Source organism: Streptomyces sp. NPDC048258 (assembly GCF_043201995.1).
In the GTDB taxonomy this organism is placed as follows: domain Bacteria; phylum Actinomycetota; class Actinomycetes; order Streptomycetales; family Streptomycetaceae; genus Streptomyces.
Genome location: NZ_JBICZH010000002.1, coordinates 486,219 through 503,886, shown reverse-complemented (window position 1 = coordinate 503,886; position 17,668 = coordinate 486,219). Strand labels below are relative to the sequence as shown.

General features: G+C 72.5%; 16 protein-coding genes. 6 read left to right on the top strand and 10 right to left on the bottom strand.

Features of this window, described 5'->3' with window-relative positions:
- Nucleotides 1–16 precede the first annotated feature (16 nt).
- Nucleotides 17–214 (top strand): DUF6191 domain-containing protein, encoded by a 198-nt coding sequence (locus ACGFYQ_RS06455; protein WP_393740935.1) that lies wholly within the window; start codon nt 17–19, stop codon nt 212–214.
- Here the strand turns inward: ACGFYQ_RS06455 and ACGFYQ_RS06450 are convergent.
- The 6 genes from ACGFYQ_RS06450 to ACGFYQ_RS06425 all read right to left on the bottom strand — a co-directional run bounded on the left by ACGFYQ_RS06450 (nt 159) and on the right by ACGFYQ_RS06425 (nt 7,728).
- Entirely contained in the window at nt 159–3,224 is a 3,066-nt protein-coding gene (locus ACGFYQ_RS06450) for an AAA family ATPase (protein ID WP_393740550.1), read from the bottom strand. The two genes, ACGFYQ_RS06455 and ACGFYQ_RS06450, sit on opposite strands and share 56 nt — an antisense overlap.
- A 77-nt stretch (nt 3,225–3,301) precedes the next feature.
- Nucleotides 3,302–3,469, bottom strand: a complete 168-nt coding sequence (locus ACGFYQ_RS06445) for a hypothetical protein (RefSeq protein ID WP_393740548.1) — start codon at nt 3,467–3,469, stop codon at nt 3,302–3,304.
- 168 nt (nt 3,470–3,637) lie between these two features.
- A complete protein-coding gene (locus ACGFYQ_RS06440) occupies nt 3,638–4,207 on the bottom strand; it encodes a hypothetical protein (RefSeq protein ID WP_393740546.1) in 570 nt (189 codons plus the stop codon).
- 79 nt (nt 4,208–4,286) lie between these two features.
- Nucleotides 4,287–4,841, bottom strand: coding sequence for a GNAT family N-acetyltransferase (locus tag ACGFYQ_RS06435; RefSeq protein WP_393740544.1), 555 nt, complete (start codon nt 4,839–4,841; stop codon nt 4,287–4,289).
- 21 nt (nt 4,842–4,862) lie between these two features.
- Nucleotides 4,863–7,103, bottom strand: a complete 2,241-nt coding sequence (locus tag ACGFYQ_RS06430; protein ID WP_393740542.1) for an MMPL family transporter — start codon at nt 7,101–7,103, stop codon at nt 4,863–4,865.
- A 208-nt stretch (nt 7,104–7,311) separates the two neighbouring features.
- A complete protein-coding gene (locus ACGFYQ_RS06425; RefSeq protein ID WP_393740540.1) occupies nt 7,312–7,728 on the bottom strand; it encodes a signal peptidase I in 417 nt (138 codons plus the stop codon).
- A gap of 53 nt (nt 7,729–7,781) precedes the next feature.
- Between ACGFYQ_RS06425 and ACGFYQ_RS06420 the strand changes: the two genes are divergently transcribed.
- The 5 genes from ACGFYQ_RS06420 to ACGFYQ_RS06400 all read left to right on the top strand — a co-directional run bounded on the left by ACGFYQ_RS06420 (nt 7,782) and on the right by ACGFYQ_RS06400 (nt 13,999).
- Entirely contained in the window at nt 7,782–8,588 is an 807-nt protein-coding gene (locus tag ACGFYQ_RS06420; RefSeq protein ID WP_393740538.1) for a GNAT family N-acetyltransferase, read from the top strand.
- Between the two features lie 74 nt (nt 8,589–8,662).
- A complete protein-coding gene (locus tag ACGFYQ_RS06415) occupies nt 8,663–9,163 on the top strand; it encodes a DinB family protein (protein WP_393740536.1) in 501 nt (166 codons plus the stop codon).
- A gap of 157 nt (nt 9,164–9,320) precedes the next feature.
- Entirely contained in the window at nt 9,321–11,405 is a 2,085-nt protein-coding gene (locus ACGFYQ_RS06410; protein WP_393740933.1) for a penicillin acylase family protein, read from the top strand.
- Entirely contained in the window at nt 11,402–12,043 is a 642-nt protein-coding gene (locus ACGFYQ_RS06405; protein ID WP_393740534.1) for a GNAT family N-acetyltransferase, read from the top strand. Before ACGFYQ_RS06410 ends, ACGFYQ_RS06405 begins: the two co-directional genes overlap by 4 nt.
- A 111-nt stretch (nt 12,044–12,154) precedes the next feature.
- Entirely contained in the window at nt 12,155–13,999 is a 1,845-nt protein-coding gene (locus tag ACGFYQ_RS06400) for a protein kinase (protein WP_393740532.1), read from the top strand.
- 57 nt (nt 14,000–14,056) lie between these two features.
- Here ACGFYQ_RS06400 and gatB read toward each other — a convergent pair whose 3' ends face one another.
- Genes gatB through gatC form a run of 4 tightly spaced genes read right to left on the bottom strand, consistent with a single transcriptional unit; the run spans nt 14,057 to nt 17,621 of the window.
- Entirely contained in the window at nt 14,057–15,547 is a 1,491-nt protein-coding gene (gatB, locus tag ACGFYQ_RS06395; RefSeq protein ID WP_393740931.1) for an Asp-tRNA(Asn)/Glu-tRNA(Gln) amidotransferase subunit GatB, read from the bottom strand.
- Between the two features lie 36 nt (nt 15,548–15,583).
- A complete protein-coding gene (locus tag ACGFYQ_RS06390; protein ID WP_362393861.1) occupies nt 15,584–15,829 on the bottom strand; it encodes a hypothetical protein in 246 nt (81 codons plus the stop codon).
- Entirely contained in the window at nt 15,826–17,319 is a 1,494-nt protein-coding gene (gene gatA / locus ACGFYQ_RS06385; protein ID WP_393740530.1) for an Asp-tRNA(Asn)/Glu-tRNA(Gln) amidotransferase subunit GatA, read from the bottom strand. The genes ACGFYQ_RS06390 and gatA overlap by 4 nt, the downstream gene beginning before the upstream one ends.
- A gap of 5 nt (nt 17,320–17,324) precedes the next feature.
- Complete coding sequence (gene gatC, locus ACGFYQ_RS06380) at nt 17,325–17,621, bottom strand: Asp-tRNA(Asn)/Glu-tRNA(Gln) amidotransferase subunit GatC (protein ID WP_010984178.1); 297 nt, start codon at nt 17,619–17,621, stop codon at nt 17,325–17,327.
- Nucleotides 17,622–17,668: the final 47 nt, after the last annotated feature.

The following is a 17,668-nucleotide window of genomic DNA, read 5'->3' as shown; positions in this document are numbered from 1 at the left end:
AGGCACGGTGGACGCGGTGTTCAACATGATCGAGGAGCTTTTCAACCCGGGACGCAAGCACACGGACGACGAGAAGAAGCGGCTGGAGCTGTCCCGGGTCGACGTCAATGACGGGGACCCGGGACGGGGGCCCATAGACCTGGACTCCGGCCAGGCGCTCATACGCCTCGGCGAGCGGCCTCCGGCCGGGGAGCGGCCGACCCGGTCGGGGTGAAGAGGCGCAGCCGGTGGGCGAGGGCGGCCGCCTCGCCGCGGCCGGCGACGCCCAGCTTCGCCAGGATGTTCGAGACGTGCACGCTCGCCGTCTTCGGGGAGATGAAGAGCTCCTCGGCGATCTTGCGGTTGGTGCTGCCGGCCGCCACCAGGCGCAGGACCTCCCGTTCGCGGCCGGTCAGGCCCAGCGCCTCCACGGGATCGGCCTGCGGTACGGGCGGGGCCTCGGGTGTAGTGGCGGTGGACAGCGGGAGGCGGGCGCGCTGCGCGAGCAGGGCCAGGTCCTCACGCAGCCGGCGTGAGCCGAGCCGGTCGGCGGTGGCATAGGCCTCGCGGAGCAGGTTGGCGGCGGGCGCGCGATCGGCGCCGGCGGCCAGCATGGACTCGGCGAGCCGGTGGCGGGCCCGGGCCAGCAGGTACGGGCGCTCCAGCGGGCGGACGGCCTGCTCCACGGCGCTCCAGTCGGCGACGGTGTCCCGACCCTCGGCCCGCAGCAGCTCGGCCCGGAGGTACTCGGCGTGGGCGGTCCACACCGGTACCGGGGTGGCGAGGTGGCGGGCGGCGGTGCGCAGGACATCCAGGGCGGCGTCCCGGCCGGCCTCGGCGGCGGGGAGCCCCCGGGCGTCCGCCTCGGCCGTGGCAGCGGCGAGCAGCAGCGGCCAGGCGTAGCGGTGCTGGCCGAGGGGGAACCCGTGGTCGACGGCGGCGGCGGTCTCGGCGCGGACGTCGGCGATCCGGCCCTCCCCCGCGGCGATCCCGATCGCGAGGCGGTACAGCGGTATCCGGTGCTGGGGCTGGGTCTCGTGGGTGCCGAAGTGGGTGTGGGCGGCGGCGAGCTGGTGGGCCGCCTCGGTCAGCTCGCCCCGGGCCAGGGCCACATAGGCCAGCCGCGCGGAGGCGGAGCCGCGCGGGGAAGTGCTCTGGCCGACGAGCAGGGTGCGGCGGGCCTGTTCGGCGGCCTCGTCCCAGCGGCCGAGGCTGTAGAGACTCTCCGCCATGTTGCCGCGCACCCATGCCTCCGTGTCCAACAGTCGTGACTTGCTGACCAGTTCGACTCCTTCCACGGCCAGCTCCACGGCTTCCCGTGAACGTCCCATGCTTTCCAGCTGAGAGGTGAGATTGATATGCGCACGTCCCGCGAGCATCGTGAGTCCGAGTTCGGTCGCCCGGTCCTTGACCTTGTGCAGCTCGGCGAAACCGGCCTCGCCGGTGCCGGAGTCGGTGAGCAGGCAGCCGACGGTGATCCGGGCGTTGAGCTCCGTGTCCTCGGCGCCGACCATCTGCGCGTAGGCGACGGCTCGTTCGGCGGCGACGAGGTTGCCGGGCCCCGGGTTGTGGAGCATGCCCCAGCCCGCGGCCCTGACGAGGACCTCGGCGTGCACATGGGACGGGGGCAGCCCCTGGACCAGTTCCTGGGCCTTGGCGATCTCCTCCCAGCCGTCACCGCGGCCGAGGCCGGCCACCAGCCGGGAGCGCTCGGTCCAGAACCAGGCGGCCCGCAGCGGGTCGGAGTCCTCCTCCAGCAGCCGCAGCGCCGTCTTGGTGATCTTCAGGGCGCGTTCCCGCTCCCCGCCGTAGCGGGCCGCGACGGTGGCCTCGGCCAGCAGGTCGAGCCGCTGCAGCGGGGTGGTGGCCGGGTCGCAGCCGCACGGCGGGTACACATCGGTGTAGTCCGCCGGGCGCAGCGCGTCGCGGACGTCCTCCGGGGCGCTCTCCCACAGGTCCATGGCCCGTTCCAGCAGGCGCAGCTGCTCGGAGTACGCGTGCCGGCGGCGGGCGGCCACGGAGGCGGCGAGCACGGCGGGCAGCGCCTTGGACGTGTCGTTCGCGTGGTACCAGTAGCTGGCCAGCCGGATGACCCGCTCCCCGGCGCGGATCAGGGACTCGTCGGCCTCCAGGGCCTCGGCGTAGCGGCGGTTGACGCGGGAGCGCTCGCCGGGCAGCAGGTCGTCGCTCACGGCCTCGCGGACCAGCGAGTGGCGGAAGCGGTAGCCGTCCCCGTCGGTGGTGGCGAGCAGGATGTTGGCGCCGACGGCGGCCCGGAGGGCCTCGATGAGCTCGTCCTCGCCGAGCCCGGCGACGGCACGCAGGAGCGGGTACTCGACGGTGGAGCCGCCCTCGGCGACCAGGCGTACGACGCCCTGGGCCCGTTCGGGGAGGACTTCGACACGGACGAGGAGCAGATCGCGCAGGGATTCGGTGAGTCCGGCGAGGCAGCCGCTCGCCCGGGAGGCGACGAGTTCCTCGACGAAGAAGGCGTTGCCGTCGGACCGGTCGAAGACGGAGTCCACGAAGTCCTCGTCGGGCTGCGAGGCGAGGATGCCGGCGAGCTGGCGGCGCACCTCGGCCCGGTTGAAGCGGGGCAGCTCGATGCGCTGGACGGTGCGGAGCCGGTCCAGCTCGGCGAGGAGGGGCCGCAGCGGGTGGCGGCGGTGGACGTCGTCCGCGCGGTAGGTGGCGACGACGACGAGCCGGCCGCTGGAGAGGGTGCGGAAGAGGTAGGAGAGCAGGTGCCGGGTGGAGGTGTCCGCCCAGTGCAGGTCCTCCAGGACGAGGACGACGGTGCGGTCGGCGGCGAGCCGCTCCAGCATCCGGGCCGTCAGTTCGAAGAGCCGGGCGGTGCTCTCCTCGTCGTGCGGGCCGCGCGGGGTGTCGCCGAGTTCGGGGAGGATCCGGGCGAGTTCGTCCTCCTGGCCCGCGGCCGCGGCGGCGAGCTCCTCGGGGAGCCGGCGGTGCAGGGTGCGCAGGGCAGTCGAAAACGGGGCGAAGGGAAGTCCCTCCGCCCCGATCTCCATACAGCCTCCGACGGCGACCACGGCCCCGCGGCGGGCCGCTTCGCCGAGGAACTCCTCGGTGAGGCGGGTCTTGCCGACCCCGGCCTCTCCCCCGATGAGCATCGCCTGCGGCTCACGGCCGGCGGCGCGGGTCAGTGCGTCGGTGAGTACGGCCAGTTCGTCGGCTCGGCCGACGAACACCGGGCTGACAGATCTGGTCTCCACGTCGCCGAGCATCGCACAGACGTCCTGTCCGGCGGCACTCGTTATCGCTGCGCTTCTCATCACGTGTCAGTTCACGCGGCCTGCGCGGGTTACGCGGCGCGGGCGAAGCGGCTCCGGTGCCCCCTCACCGCCCCTTCGGGTTCCTGGGTGCGCGAGTTGGCGCGGCGCGCCTTCTCGGCCACCCGCACCAGGCGGTACGCGTCGGCCTCGCGGATGAGGTCGGCGTTGCGGGCGGCTGCGATCTCGTACTCGAACATCTCGTACTCCCTGGTTGCGTTTCTCGGGCACCTCGTTCGGTGTGATCCAAGATTCGCGTCCCAGGGGGGTACCGGCACATCGGTCGCATGCCGCATCTGCCGGGGGCAGGGGGCCTTAGTCCAGGGCCGAAGGTTCCTGAGCAGAGCCGAGGAGGCCTAAGGCAGTGCCTAGCCGGCTGCCTTCGGGATGGTGAGGAGGAGGTCGAAGTACATGAGGACGAAGAGCAGGATGCCGAGGGCGCCCAGCGCGATGGCCGCCCAGGAGACGGACCGCACCCAGGCGGGGAGGGTGCGCTCGGGGGTGCCGAAGGCGGGGAGGGCCAGCACGAAGACGGCGATGATCAGAGCCAGGGTGGCGAAGATGCCGTTGACCAGGGCGGTGGAGTGCCACGGGCCGATGAACTGGGCGGCGATCTGCGCGTTGGCGTCGGCGGCCTGGGTCAGCTCGAGGCGGCCGGTGATGCTCTTGCGCTCGGACACGATGCCGGCGACCCAGCTGCCGCTGAGCGCGACGACGGAGAGACCGGCGGCGACGATCGCGGAGGCCGCGGCGCCGACGTGGCTCGGCTGCTCGTCGCCGGCCAGGTCCTCGGCGAACGTGTCGTCGTCGAGGTCCGCGTCGGTGAGTGCGGCGTCGGCCTCGGCCTCGGCGGGCTGGGGGATCTCGGCCTTCTTGAGGTCGGCCGGGGTGGTGTCCGCCTCGGGGGCGTTCGGGGCGGGGGTCTTCGTGGTGTCCATGCGGGGCACCGTAAGCGGCGAGTCTGAGAGGTTCATGAGAATTACGGCGGGCCCCGCTGCCGCGGGGCCCGGACAGGGCTCAGGCGGGACGGGCCGCGGACCACTCGTGGGCGAGGACCGCCCAGATCTCGGTGCTCTGGCGCACGCCGCGGTGCAGGTGGTTCTCGCGCATCACGCCCTCGCGGGTCAGGCCGAGGCGCTCGGCGACCGCGATGCTCTTCTTGTTCTCGGTGGCGACGTGCCACTCCACGCGGTGCATGCCGCGCCCGTTGAAGGCCCAGTCGATGAGCACCCGGCAGGCGGCCGTGACCAGCCCGCGTCCGGCGGCGGCGGGCTCCAGCCAGCAGCCGACCTCGCAGTTGCCGCCCGCGGCGTCGAAGGCCGGGTAGAGGACTCCGCCGACGAGCGTGCCCTCGACCCAGATGCCGAAGAAGCGGGTGCCGTCGTTCGCGGCCTTCTCGGCGTTCGAACGGAGCAGCTCGCGCGCCGAGTCCAGGTCGGTGGCGCGGTCGGGGAAGCCGACGTACTGGCCGATGAACTCGCGGCCGCGGTCCATGTGGGCGAGGAATTCCTCGGCGTGCCACACCTCCAGCGGCTTGAGCTGGGCGTCTTCGGCCAGGTCTATCGCGAACATGCGTTGAGTCCTTACAGCTGGTCAGCGGGACACGGGTACGGAGTCAGCCGGCTCCGCGCTGTGTTCGCTCGGCCGCCGTGCCGGAAGTTTCGCATGCGGGCGGCTTTCCGGGGGCTCGATGCTGATCCGGGGCAGCCGCCGGTCGAGCCAGCCGGGCAGCCACCAGTTCGCCCCGCCGAGCATGTGCATCAGGGCCGGGACGAGGAGGGTGCGCAGCACGAAGGCGTCGAGGGCCACGGCCGCGGCGAGCGCGATGCCGAACATCGCGATGATCCGGTCGCCGCTGAGGACGAAGGCCAGGAAGACGGAGATCATGATGACGGCGGCCGAGTTGATGACCCGGCTGGTCTCGGCGAGGCCCACGCGGACGGCCCGCCTGTTGTCGCCGGTCTCCAGCCATTCCTCGTACATCCGGCTGACGAGGAACACCTGGTAGTCCATCGACAGTCCGAACAGGACGGACACCATGATCACGGGCAGGAAGGGTTCGATCGGCCCGGCGCTGCCCAGGCCCAGCAGCTCGCTGCCCCAGCCCCATTGGAAGACCGCCACGACGACGCCGAAGGAGGAGGCGACGGCGGCGACGTTCATGACCGCCGCCTTGACGGGGATGCCGATGGACCGGAAGGCCAGCAGGAGGAGCACGCAGCCGAGGGTGATGACCACTCCGACGAAGAGCGGCAGTTTCCCGATGATGACGTCGGCGAAGTCGTCGTAGCCGGCCGTCACGCCGCCGACGTGGACCTCCATGGAGTTGCCGTGCCCGGCGCGCGGGATGACGTCCTCGCGGAGCCTGTCGACGAGGTCGCTCGTGGCCCGGGACTGGGGGGCGGAGTCCGGTACGACGGTGAGGACGGCGGTGTCCCCACTGCGGTTGAGGACGGCCGGGCCGGTGGAGGCGACGCCCTTCGTCGTACGGAGCGCCTCGGCCAGGCGGTCGACGGCGAGCCGGTCGCCGGCGCCGTCCAGGCGGGCGACCACCGCGAGCGGGCCGTTCGTGCCGGGCCCGAAGCCCTCGGCCAGCAGGTCGTAGGCCTGCCGGGTGGTGGAGCCGGCCGGGTTGTTGCCCTGGTCGGAGGTGCCGAGGTGGAGGAAGAGCGTGGGCATTGCCAGCACCAGCATGACCGCGGTGGCGACGCCGCCCAGCAGCTTCGGGTGCCGCTCCACGAAGGCGGACCAGCGGGCGGCGAAGCCCGTGGTGTGCTCGGGCCGCGGACCGTCGACGGCGAGTCTGCGGCGCTCGCGACGCGAGAGGGCGCGCGTGCCGATGTACGAGAGGAGGGCGGGCAGCAGCGTGACCGAGGCGGCGACCGTCAGGACCACCGTCACGGAGGCGGCTATCGCGACGCCGCCCAGGAAGTTGAGCCGCAGCACCAGCATGCCGAGCAGTGCGATGCAGACGGTGGCTCCGGCGAAGACGACGGCCCGGCCGGTGGTGGCGACGGCGTTCTCGGCCGCCTCCTCGACGGGGAGTCCGCGCGCGAGGCCCTTGCGGTGCCGGGTGACGATGAACAGCGCGTAGTCGATGCCGACGCCGAGACCGACGAGGGTGCCGAGCATCGGGGCGAAGTCGGCGACCGGCATCGCGTGGCCGAGCAGGGTGATGCCGAAATAGGCCGTGCCGACGCTGACCAGAGCGGTCGCGATGGGCAGCAGGCTCGCGGCGAGCGAGCCGAAGGCCAGGAAGAGGACCAGGGCCGCGACGGCGACGCCGATGACCTCGGCGAGGTGCGCGGTGGGCGCCTCGGTGAGCTGGATGGCGCGCCCGCCGAGTTCGACCTGGAGGCCGTCGGTCTCGGTGGCCGGGTTCTTCGCCGCGTCGACGACCGCCTCGGCCTGGGCCTTGGGTACGGCATCGGCCGGCCGGTCGAAGGTCACCACGGCGTAGGCGGTGCGCCCGTCGGGGCTGATCCGGGCGGCGCTCTCGGCGCCGGGGCCGTAGGGGCCGGCGACCGATCCGACGCCGGGCAGCGCGGCCACGGCGTCGAGGGCCCGGGTCATGCGCTGCTGGACGTCCGGGGTGCGGGCGCTCTGATGCTCCGGGGCCCGCCACACGATGGTGTCGGTGTCTCCGCCCTGGCCGTGGAAGCCCTCCCGCAGGAGGTCGCCCGCGTGGCCGGATTCGGTGCCGGGGACCTCGTAGTCGTTGGAGAACGCCGTCCCGGCGGTCCCCGCGGCCGCGGCAGTGCCCCCGAGGGCCAGCAGCCAGATCATGACGGCGAGGAGTCGGTGCCGCATGCACCAGCGTGCGAGTGCTGCCAACGGACGTGCTCCCTGGTGGTTCGGATCTTTACCGGGAGACAGCCCGTCGCAAGGATCGCTTGAACTCGTGAAGGCCCGGCCGACTGCCCGGGGGGTCACCCCAGGGGTCCGGCCAAGATGGTCTACACCTCGACGATCTCAGCGTTTCGTGATCGTTGGCCCCTTTCGTGTGCATCATCACAGGGGACCGGGAGGTGCGGAACGCCGGTCACCCCGAGAGGTGGCCGGACGGCTCGGGGCGGTGCCGGTCATCCGGTTCGTCGACCCGGTAGCCGGGGATCGAGGGCCAGCGGACGGTGAGGACCACCGCGTCCTCCTCGGCATACCAGGAGTGGTCGACGCCGCGCCCCCAGAGCACGTAGTCGCCCTGCTCCGCGAGGACGACGGTCCGCCCCGGGAACTCCAGCCGGAAACGGCCGCTGATCAGCACCAGCAGCGCGGTCCGCTTCTCCGCGGTCGCCCAGCGCTCCCGCTCGTCGCCCTTCGGGTGGACACCCCATTTGATCTCCACGTCCTCACTGTGGCGGGGGTCGGCGGGGTCCTTGAAGTGGCCGAGGAGCCAGCCGCGGTCGGCCGCGGCATCGGGGGTGGCCTTGCCGGTGTAGATGGTGGAGTCGTCGTTCACGGGGTGAGGTTAATGCAGTTGTCGGACCGGTCGGCCACTGATGAGCTGGTCGGATGACGATGCAGACGGATCTTGACGAACTCCGCCGGGTACGGGCCGAGTACGACGCCCAGATGCGCCGCGGCGCGCAGCCGGACGCGGCGTCGGCCCGCGTGGAGCGGGTCGGTGCGGTGGTCCGGCAGACCGTGCCCGGGGCCGGCTGGAACGGCGTGCTCTGGTCGGACCTCGACGAGGAGACGGCGGACGCGGAGATCGCGGCGCAGGTCGCGCACTTCTCGGCGCTGGGGACGCCCGAGTTCGAGTGGAAGCTCTACGACTACGACCGGCCGGCGGACCTCGGGGACCGGCTGCGGGCGGCGGGCTTCGTGCCGGAGCCGGCCGAGACGCTGATGGTCGGGCGCACGGAAGATCTCGCCGCGCTCCCGGCGGAGCCGCCGGAGGGCATCACCCTGCGGGTGGTGACGGACGAGGCGGGCGTGGACCTGATGATGGACGTCCACACGCGGGCCTTCGGAACCGAGCGGCCGCAGATCCGGGAGCAGATGCTGAGCCTGCTCCGGGACGAGCCGGACCGCATCGAGGCCGTCCTGGCGATGGCGGGCGACACCGCGGTGAGCGCAGCCCGGATGGAGATGCCGCCGGGTGCCTCGTTCGCCGGTCTGTGGGGCGGCGGTACGGACCCGCGGTGGCGCGGCCGCGGCATCTACCGGCTGCTGGTCGCCCACCGGGCCCGTGTGGCGGCCGCGCGCGGGATCCCGTACCTCCAGGTGGACGCCTCCTCCGACAGCCGCCCGATCCTGGAGCGGCTGGGCTTCGGCGTGCTGGGCGTGACGGTGCCGTACATGTGGACGCGCGGGTGAGGCCCGCGCCGCCGATCACCGCGGCCTCGTCGCCGGGCTTCCGGCCCGCGGGAGCAGCGGGCATGATCACCGGCATGGAACGCATCGACCCGCCCCTCACCGGCAGCGAGCGCGAGACCCTCCGGGCCTACCTCGACTACCACCGGGCCACCCTCACACGGAAATGCGAGGGCCTCGACGACGAGCAGCTGCGCCGCACCTCGATGCCGCCATCCACCCTGTCCCTGCTGGGGCTGGTCCGGCACATGGCCGAGGTGGAGCGGCACTGGTTCCGCCGCGTCCTGAGCGGCGAGGAGCTCCCCCACCTGTGGTCGGACACCCACGACTTCCAGGCCGCCTACGACGCCTCCGGGGCGGGCCGTGCCGAGGCGTTCGCCGCCTGGGAGGCCGAGGTGGCCCACGCCCGCCGCATCGAGGCCGCCGCCGAGTCCCTGGACGTGACGGCGTACGTGCCGAGCTGGAAGGAGGAGGCCTCGCTGCGCCTGCTCATGCTCCACCTCATCCACGAGTACGCGCGCCACAACGGCCATGCCGACCTCCTCCGCGAGGCGATCGACGGCGCCACCGGCGCCTGAGCCCGCCCCTGGCCCGGCCCGTCCGGCCCGTCCGGCCCCCTGCCCCCTGCCCCCGGCTCGGAGCGACTCGGGGACCGAGCTCTTCCCCGGCACCTCTATAGTTAGGCCAGCCTAACCTAATGCACCGTGGGGGAAGAGTGTGAGCAGCGTGAGCAGTGTGAGCGGCGAGAGCATCGGCGCGGGCGAGCGGTACGGGGAGTTCGGGGAACACGAGGTCTACCGCGATCCCTGGGGCATCCCCCACCTCCGCGCCGCCGACGACCTCGCCCTCGCCTACGCCCAGGGACGCGTCACCGCCTTCGACCGCGCCTGGCAGCTGGAGGTCGAACGCCACCGCGCCCAGGGCTCCAGCGCCTCCTTCCTCGGCGCGGACTCCGTGGCCTGGGACCGGTTCGCCCGCCAGTGCCGGATCGAGGACACCGCCCGGCGCTGCCACGAGGCCCTCGACGCGCAGACCGCCGCCTGGGTCGGCGCGTACGTCGACGGCGTCAACGACGGGCTGACCGCCGGCGCCGCCCGCGACGAGCGCTTCGCCCGCACCGGCCTCGCCCCCACCCCCTGGGAGCCGTGGGTGCCGCTCGCCGTCTGGACCGCCACCCACGTCCTGTTCGCCGGTTTCGCCACCAAGCTGTGGCGCGAGCGCGTGGCCCGCGCCCTGGGCGAGGACGCGGTCACCCTCTTCGCCACCGACGGCCCCGGCACCGCCGGCAGCAACGGCTGGCTGGTGCCGGGCGACCGCACCGCCACCGGCGCCGCGATCATCGCGGGCGACCCGCACCGGTTCATCGAGGACCCGGGCGTCTACCAGCAGATACGTATCTCCTGCCCGGAGTACGACGTCCTCGGTCTGGCCGTCCCCGGTGTCCCGGGCCTCGCCCACTTCGGGCACACCGGCACCGCCGCCTGGGCCATCACCAACGCGATGGCCGACTACCAGGACCTGTACGCCGAGCAGCTGCGCGGGGAGGGCCCCGCCCTGGAGGCGCTGGGCCCGGACGGCGTCTGGGAGGCCGTCGCCCGCCACATCGAGACCATCGCCGTGGCCGGCGGCGAGGACGTCGAGGTCGAGGTCCTGGAGACGGCCCGCGGTCCGGTCGTCGTCCGCGAAGGCGAGGACACCCTCTCCCTGCGCTACCCGCCCCGCGTCCGCCGCGACCTCGGCTTCGCCGCGCTCCCCGCCCTGCTGCGCGCCCGCACCGTCGCCGACATCGACCGCGCCCTCGACGGCTGGGCCGAGCCCGTCAACGTCGTCCACGCCGCCGACTCCGCGGGCGGCCTGCTGCACCGCGTCGCGGGCGCCGTGCCGCTGCGCCACCCCGCCAACCGGCTGCGCCCCGTACCCGCGTGGGACCAGCGGTACGCCTGGCAGGACTGGGCCCCGACCCCCGCCGAGCCCGTGCAGGGCTTCGCCGTCATGGCGAACGCCCGCGGGATCGCCTCCCCGCTCGGCGTGGAGTTCGCGCCCCCGCACCGCGCCGACCGCATCCGCGAGCTGCTCAGCGGCTCCACGGACTGGTCCCCGAAGGCGATGGCCGACATCCACGCGGACACGCACCTGGCCTCCGCCGAGCCGCTGCTCGCCCTGCTGCCCGCGCTCGACGGACTGTCCCGCGCGGCGCAGGCCCTGCGCGCCCGGCTGCTGGCCTGGGACCGGCACATGGCGGCCGACAGCACCGACGCCACCGTCTTCTCGGCCCTGCGGACCGCGACCGTACGCCGCCTCGCCGCCGATCCCGTCTTCGCGGACCTGGCGGGCGCCCCCACCGGCCCTGAGGTGTTCCACCCCTGGCTGTACCTGGTCCCCCGGGTCGGCTACGCCCTCGAAGGCCTGCTCACCACCTCCCTCCTCCCGGACCTCGACCGCGCCGCGCACGTCCGCGCCGCCCTGGAGGAGACGGCGGCGAACGGCGCGCCCGACACCCCCTGGGCGGAGGTCCACCGCCTCGCCCCCTGGTCGGCGCTGCCGGACCCGGAGGCACAGTGGCCCGGCCTCGGCGGCGACCACGACTGCGTGAACGCCACCTCCTCCGTCCCCGGCTTCACCGACCTCACCGCCCGCGCCTCGGCGGCCCGTTACGTCTGGGACCTCGCCCGCCGCGAGGACAGCCTCTGGGCGGTGCCGCTCGGCGCGGACGGCGTCACCGGCTCACCCCACCACCGCGACCAGCTCCCGCTGTGGGCGCGATGCGAACTCGTCCCGGTCGTCACCGACTGGGCCCGGCTCACCAAGGAATCCGCATGACCGCCACCACCCCTGCCTCCACCCCCGCTTCGGCCCCCGCGTCCACCCGGCAGCCCGTGTACACCCACCTCGTCGAGGGCTTCGGCACGGTCACCATCACGCCGGTCGACCCGGCCGCCGACTCCGCCCTCATCCACAGCTGGGTCACCCAGGAGCGCGCCCGCTTCTGGGGCATGGGCGAGGCCAGCCGCGAGCTGGTCCAGGAGATCTACGAGGACGTCGACCGCCGCACCACCCACCACGCGTTCATGATCGCGCGGGAGGGCGAGCAGGTCGCGCTGTTCCAGACGTACGACTGCGCCGAGGACCGGGTCAGCGAGTGCTACGAGGTCCAGCCCGGGGACGTCGGCGTGCACCTGCTGATCGGCCCGACCAAGGGCGAGGCCCAGCGCGGCTTCACCGCAGGCCTGTTGAGCGCCTTCGTCTCCTACCTGTTCTCCGACGGCGGTGCCCGGCGCGCCGTCGCCGAGCCGGACGCCAGCAACGCCAAGGCCATCGCCCTCCTGGAGCGCACCGGCTTCGTACTCGGCCCGGAGATCGAACTCCCGGAGATCGACCTGCCCGAGGTCTACCTCCCGGCCAAGGCGGCCCGCCTGGCCTTCCTCGACGCACCGGCGCCACTGCCGGAAACCCGGTGACGGTGGCCGCGGGTCCGATCGTCACCCTAAAGGGATGACCATTCCCATTGACCCCGCGTGTCCGGCGGCTCGAAGCTGATCCCCACTCAAATCATTGGCGCTGGGGGGAAATTGACCAGCCAGAATCTGCACATCGGGCCGGACGCGGCGGCGGACCGCTACCGGTTGCTCCGGTCGATCGGGCGCGGCGGGGAGGCCGTGCTCTATCTCGCGGAGATAGAGCTCGCCGGCGGATCCGAGCCGGTGGTCGTCAAGGTGCTCGACTCCAAGACGACCATCACGCCCGAGATCTTCGACCGGATCAGCCAGAAGTGGAACGAGCAGGCCGAGCTGCTGCGCTTCGTCCACCGGCCCGGCGTGGTGGGCGTACGCGAGCACTTCGAGGGACCGCCGATCCACCGGCCCGGCGAGTCCTCGACCCTGACCGGGCGGGCGCTCGTCCTCGTCATGAACCACGTCGACGGGCTCGACCTGCGGGACTGGCGGGCGGAGCGGACGCTCGCCACCGCCGCCGAGCGGCGCGAGGTGATGCGCACGCTGGAGCAGCTGGCCGACGTACTGGACTGGCTGCACTCGGGGAAGGCCACCCCGTCCGGGCGCCAGGTGATCCACGGTGATCTCTCCCCCGGCAATGTGATGGTCGACGCGCACGGGCAGGCCACGCTGGTGGACTTCGGCCTCAGCAAGCTGACCGCCGACCACCAGACGGCGGAGGTCTGGTTCACGCCGGGCTACGCGGCGCCCGAGGTCTTCGACGGGAAGCGGACGCCGGGTACGGACCGGTACGCGTTCGGTGCCATCGCGTACTTCCTGCTGAGCGGGCAGTCGCCGCCCGCCACTCCGGAGCAGCTGTCCCAGGCCCTGACGGCGCTGCCGCAGATCGCCGTGCTGGACGCCGAACAGCGGGCGCGGATCGCCTCGATCTACTCGGCAGATCCGGGGAACCGGCCGGTGAGCCTGGCCGGCTGGATGAAGGACGTCCGCCACGCGGTGGTGTCCACGACCACCTCCACCTCGCAGCGGGTGGTGGAGGACGCGGCCCCGACCTCGGCCCCGGCGGCCCCGACCTCGGCCCCGGCGGCCCCGGCCCCGGTCCCGGCGAAGCCGGTGACCCCGCCCCCGCCCGCGACCCCGCCGCCACCGGTCCACACGCCGGCCTTCGGCCCTCCCCCGCAGCCGGAACCGGAGCCGGAGCCCCAGCCCGTGCCCGTGCCCGTGCCCCAACCCGTACCGCAGCCCGTGCCCGCCGCGTACGCGCCGACGTACCCCTTGCAGGCGACCCCGCCTCCGGAGCCCCGGAAGAAGCGCCGGACCGGGCTGGTGCTGGGCAGTGTCGCCGCCGTCGTGGTCATCGCCGCGCTCGCGGTGGTCGGCGTACGGCTGCTGCAGGACAAGGAGGACAAGGCAACGGACCGGACCGCGAGCGACAAGCCCGCTGCTTCCGCCTCCGACAGCCCCGGACCGGAGTCCCCGAGCCCGACGCCCACGCCGTCGGACAGCGAGAGCGCGGACACGACGGCGGAGCCCACGGCCGGCGGTTCCAGGCCCGCGGGCATCGCGCCGGACATCAAGGCCGCCGACCTGACCGTGATGACGCCGGTGTCGGGGCTGGGCAACTTCAAGATCGGTTCGGCGAAGATCAACACCAAGCAGTACGGGGCCGCCTTCATCGCGCAGCCCGACTGCAACGACGAGGCGATCACCGAGTTCGATCTCAACCGCGAGTGGAAGCACCTGGAGTTCACCGCCGGCATCGACGACGGCTCCACGCACGAGAAGGGGCGGGTCAGCATCTCGGTGGACGGCAAGCCCGCGGCCTTCTCCGAACTCGTCGAACTCGGCAAGCCGGCCACCCAATCGGTGGACGTGACCGGCGCCCTGCGGCTGCGCGTCAAGGTGGACATGGGCTGCGACAACGGCACGGTGGTCATCGCCGCCCCGCAGCTCACCCGCTGACGGGAACGCACGGCGGCCCCGCACCGGACTTCCGGTGCGGGGCCGCCGTCGTACGCGTTACTCGGAGACGCCCAGCTTCTCCAGGATGAGCTCCTTGACGCGCGCCGCGTCGGCCTGGCCGCGGGTGGTCTTCATGACCGCGCCGACCAGGGCGCCGACGGCCGCGACCTTGCCGCCGCGGATCTTGTCCGCGATGGCCGCGTTGCCCGCGATGGCCTCGTCCACGGCCGCGCCGAGCGCGCCCTCGTCCGAGACGACCTTCAGGCCGCGCTTCTCGACGACCTCGTCCGGGGTGCCCTCGCCGGCGAGGACGCCCTCGATGACCTGGCGGGCCAGCTTGTCGTTGAGGGAACCGTCCGCGACCAGGGCCGCGACCCGGGCCACCTGGGCCGGGGTGATCGGCAGCTCGTCGACGACGACGCCCTGCTCGTTGGCGTTGCGGGCCAGCTCGCCCATCCACCACTTGCGTGCGGCGGCCGAGTCGGCACCCGCCTCGGTCGTGGCGACGATGGAGTCCACCGCGCCCGCGTTGAGGATCGACTGCATGTCGTGCTCGGTGACGCCCCACTCCTCGCGGAGCCGGTTGCGGCGCACGCGCGGCATCTCGGGCAGGCCCCCGCGCAGCTCCTCGACCCAGTCGCGGGCCGGGGCCACGGGCACCAGGTCCGGCTCCGGGAAGTACCGGTAGTCCTCGGCGTTGTCCTTGATGCGGCCGGCCGTGGTGGAGCCGTCCTCCTCGTGGAAGTGCCGGGTCTCCTGCACGATCGTCCCGCCCGACGAGAGCACCGCCGCGTGGCGCTGGATCTCGAAGCGTGCCGCGCGCTCGACGGAGCGCAGCGAGTTGACGTTCTTGGTCTCGCTGCGGGTGCCGAACTCGGACTCGGGCGTCGGACGCAGCGACAGGTTCACGTCGCAGCGCATCTGGCCCTTGTCCATGCGGGCCTCGGAGACGCCGAGCGCCTTGATGACCTCGCGCAGCTCGGCGACGTACGCCTTGGCGACCTCGGGAGCGCGCTCGCCCGCGCCCTCGATCGGCTTGGTGACGATCTCGATGAGCGGGATGCCGGCGCGGTTGTAGTCCAGCAGGGAGTGGGACGCGCCGTGGATACGGCCGGTGGCGCCGCCGACGTGCAGCGACTTGCCGGTGTCCTCCTCCATGTGGGCGCGCTCGATCTCCACGCGGAAGATCTCGCCGTCCTCCAGCTGGACGTCCAGGAAGCCGTTGAAGGCGATGGGCTCGTCGTACTGGGAGGTCTGGAAGTTCTTCGGCATGTCCGGATAGAAGTAGTTCTTCCGGGCGAAGCGGCACCACTCGGCGATCTCGCAGTTCAGCGCGAGACCGATCTTGATGGCGGACTCGACGCCGATCGCGTTGACGACCGGCAGGGAGCCGGGCAGACCGAGGCAGGTCGGGCAGGTCTGCGAGTTGGGCTCGGCGCCCAGCTCGGTGGAACAGCCGCAGAACATCTTGGTCTTGGTGCCGAGCTCGACATGGACCTCAAGGCCCATGACGGGGTCGTACGAGGCGAGAGCGTCCTCGTACGACATCAGTTCGGTGAAGGTGGTCACGGTGAAACTTCCCTCTCAGCCCAGCAGGACGTCGTCGTCGCCCAGGCGCTTCAGCTCGCGGTACAGGATCGCGAGGCCGGTGACGATGGCGGCGGCGGACACGACGGCATCGACCAGCTTCAGCGTGTCGTTCTCGCTGCGGGCCTTCTTGGCCTGCTTGATCACGCTGAGGGCGCCGAAGGCGGTGGTGCCGATCGACAGGTAGGTGCCGGTCTTGGACTTCTTGAAGCCCTTGGCCTTGGACAGTGCACTGGTGCTCACAGCGACGGTGCCTCCTCAAGCAGCGGGTGACCCCAGCGCGCGACGAAGGCGGCCTCGACGGCCGCGCCGACCTTGTACAGCCGGTCGTCCTTCATCGCCGGGGCGATGATCTGCAGCCCGACCGGGAGGCCGTCCTCCGGCGCCAGGCCGCAGGGCAGCGACATGGCGGAGTTGCCGGCCAGGTTGGTCGGGATGGTGCACAGGTCCGCGAGGTACATCGCCAGCGGGTCGTCGGTGCGCTCACCGATCGGGAAGGCGGTGGTCGGGGTCGTCGGGGAGACGATCACGTCGACCTGCTCGAAGGACTTCTCGAAGTCCTTGGTGATGAGCGTGCGGACCTTCTGGGCGGAGCCGTAGTACGCGTCGTAGTAGCCGGAGCTGAGCGCGTACGTGCCGAGGATGATGCGACGCTTGACCTCGTCGCCGAAGCCCGCTTCGCGGGTCAGGGCGGTGACGTCCTCGGCGGACTTGGTGCCGTCGTCGCCGACGCGCAGGCCGTAGCGCATGGCGTCGAAGCGGGCCAGGTTCGAGGAGCACTCGGACGGCGCGATCAGGTAGTACGCGGCCATCGCGAGGTCGAAGGACGGGCAGTCCAGCTCGACGATCTCGGCGCCGAGCTCCTTGAGGAGCTCCACCGACTCGTTGAAGCGCTGGACGACGCCTGCCTGGTAGCCCTCGCCGGCGAACTGCTTGACCACGCCGACGCGCATACCGGCGACCGAGCCGTTGCGGGCGGCCTCGACGACCGGCGGGACCGGGGCGTCGATGGAGGTGGAGTCGAGCGGGTCGTGCCCGGCGATGACCTCGTGGAGGAGGGCCGCGTCCAGGACCGTACGGGCGCAGGGACCGCCCTGGTCGAGGGAGGAGGAGAAGGCCACCATGCCGTAGCGGGAGACACCGCCGTACGTGGGCTTCACGCCGACCGTGCCGGTGACGGCGGCGGGCTGGCGGATGGAACCGCCGGTGTCCGTGCCGATGGCGAGCGGGGCCTGGAAGGCCGCCAGCGCGGCCGCGGAGCCGCCGCCGGAGCCGCCGGGGATCCGGGTGAGGTCCCAGGGGTTGCCGGTGGGGCCGTAGGCGCTGTTCTCGGTGGAGGACCCCATGGCGAACTCGTCCATGTTGGTCTTGCCGAGGATGACGACGTCGGCTTCCTTGAGCTTGCGCGTCAGGGTGGCGTCGTACGGCGGGATCCAGCCTTCGAGGATCTTCGAACCGACGGTGGTCGGGACCCCGACGGTCGTGAAGATGTCCTTGAGGGCGAGGGGCACGCCGGCCAGCGGGCCGAGCTTCTCGCCGCGCTCGCGCTTGGCATCGACGGCTGCCGCCTGGGCGAGGGCGCCTTCGCGGTCGACGTGCAGGAAGGCGTGGACCTTCTCGTCGGTCGCGTCGATGCGGGCCAGGTGGGCCTCGGTGACCTCGACGGCCGTGAGCTCGCCGGAGGCGATCTTCTCGGCGGTCTGTGCGGCCGTGAGCTTGATGATGTCGGTCATGGTTGTTAGTCCTCCCCCAGGATCTGCGGCACCTTGAATCGCTGCTGCTCCTGGGCGGGAGCGCCGGAGAGCGCCTGCTCGGGGGTGAGCGAGGGACGGACCTCGTCCGCGCGCATGACGTTCGTCAGGGGCAGCGGGTGGGAGGTCGGCGGAACGTCTTGGTCGGCGACCTCGGATACGCGGGCGACCGCGCCGATGATGTCGTCGAGCTGTCCGGCGAAGTGGTCGAGCTCTTCGGCCTTGAGTTCCAGACGTGCCAGCCGAGCGAGGTGGGCGACCTCCTCGCGCGTGATGCCAGGCATGCAGCGATCCTCTGGGGGTGGTGAGTGTGTAGGTTTCGGGCCCAATC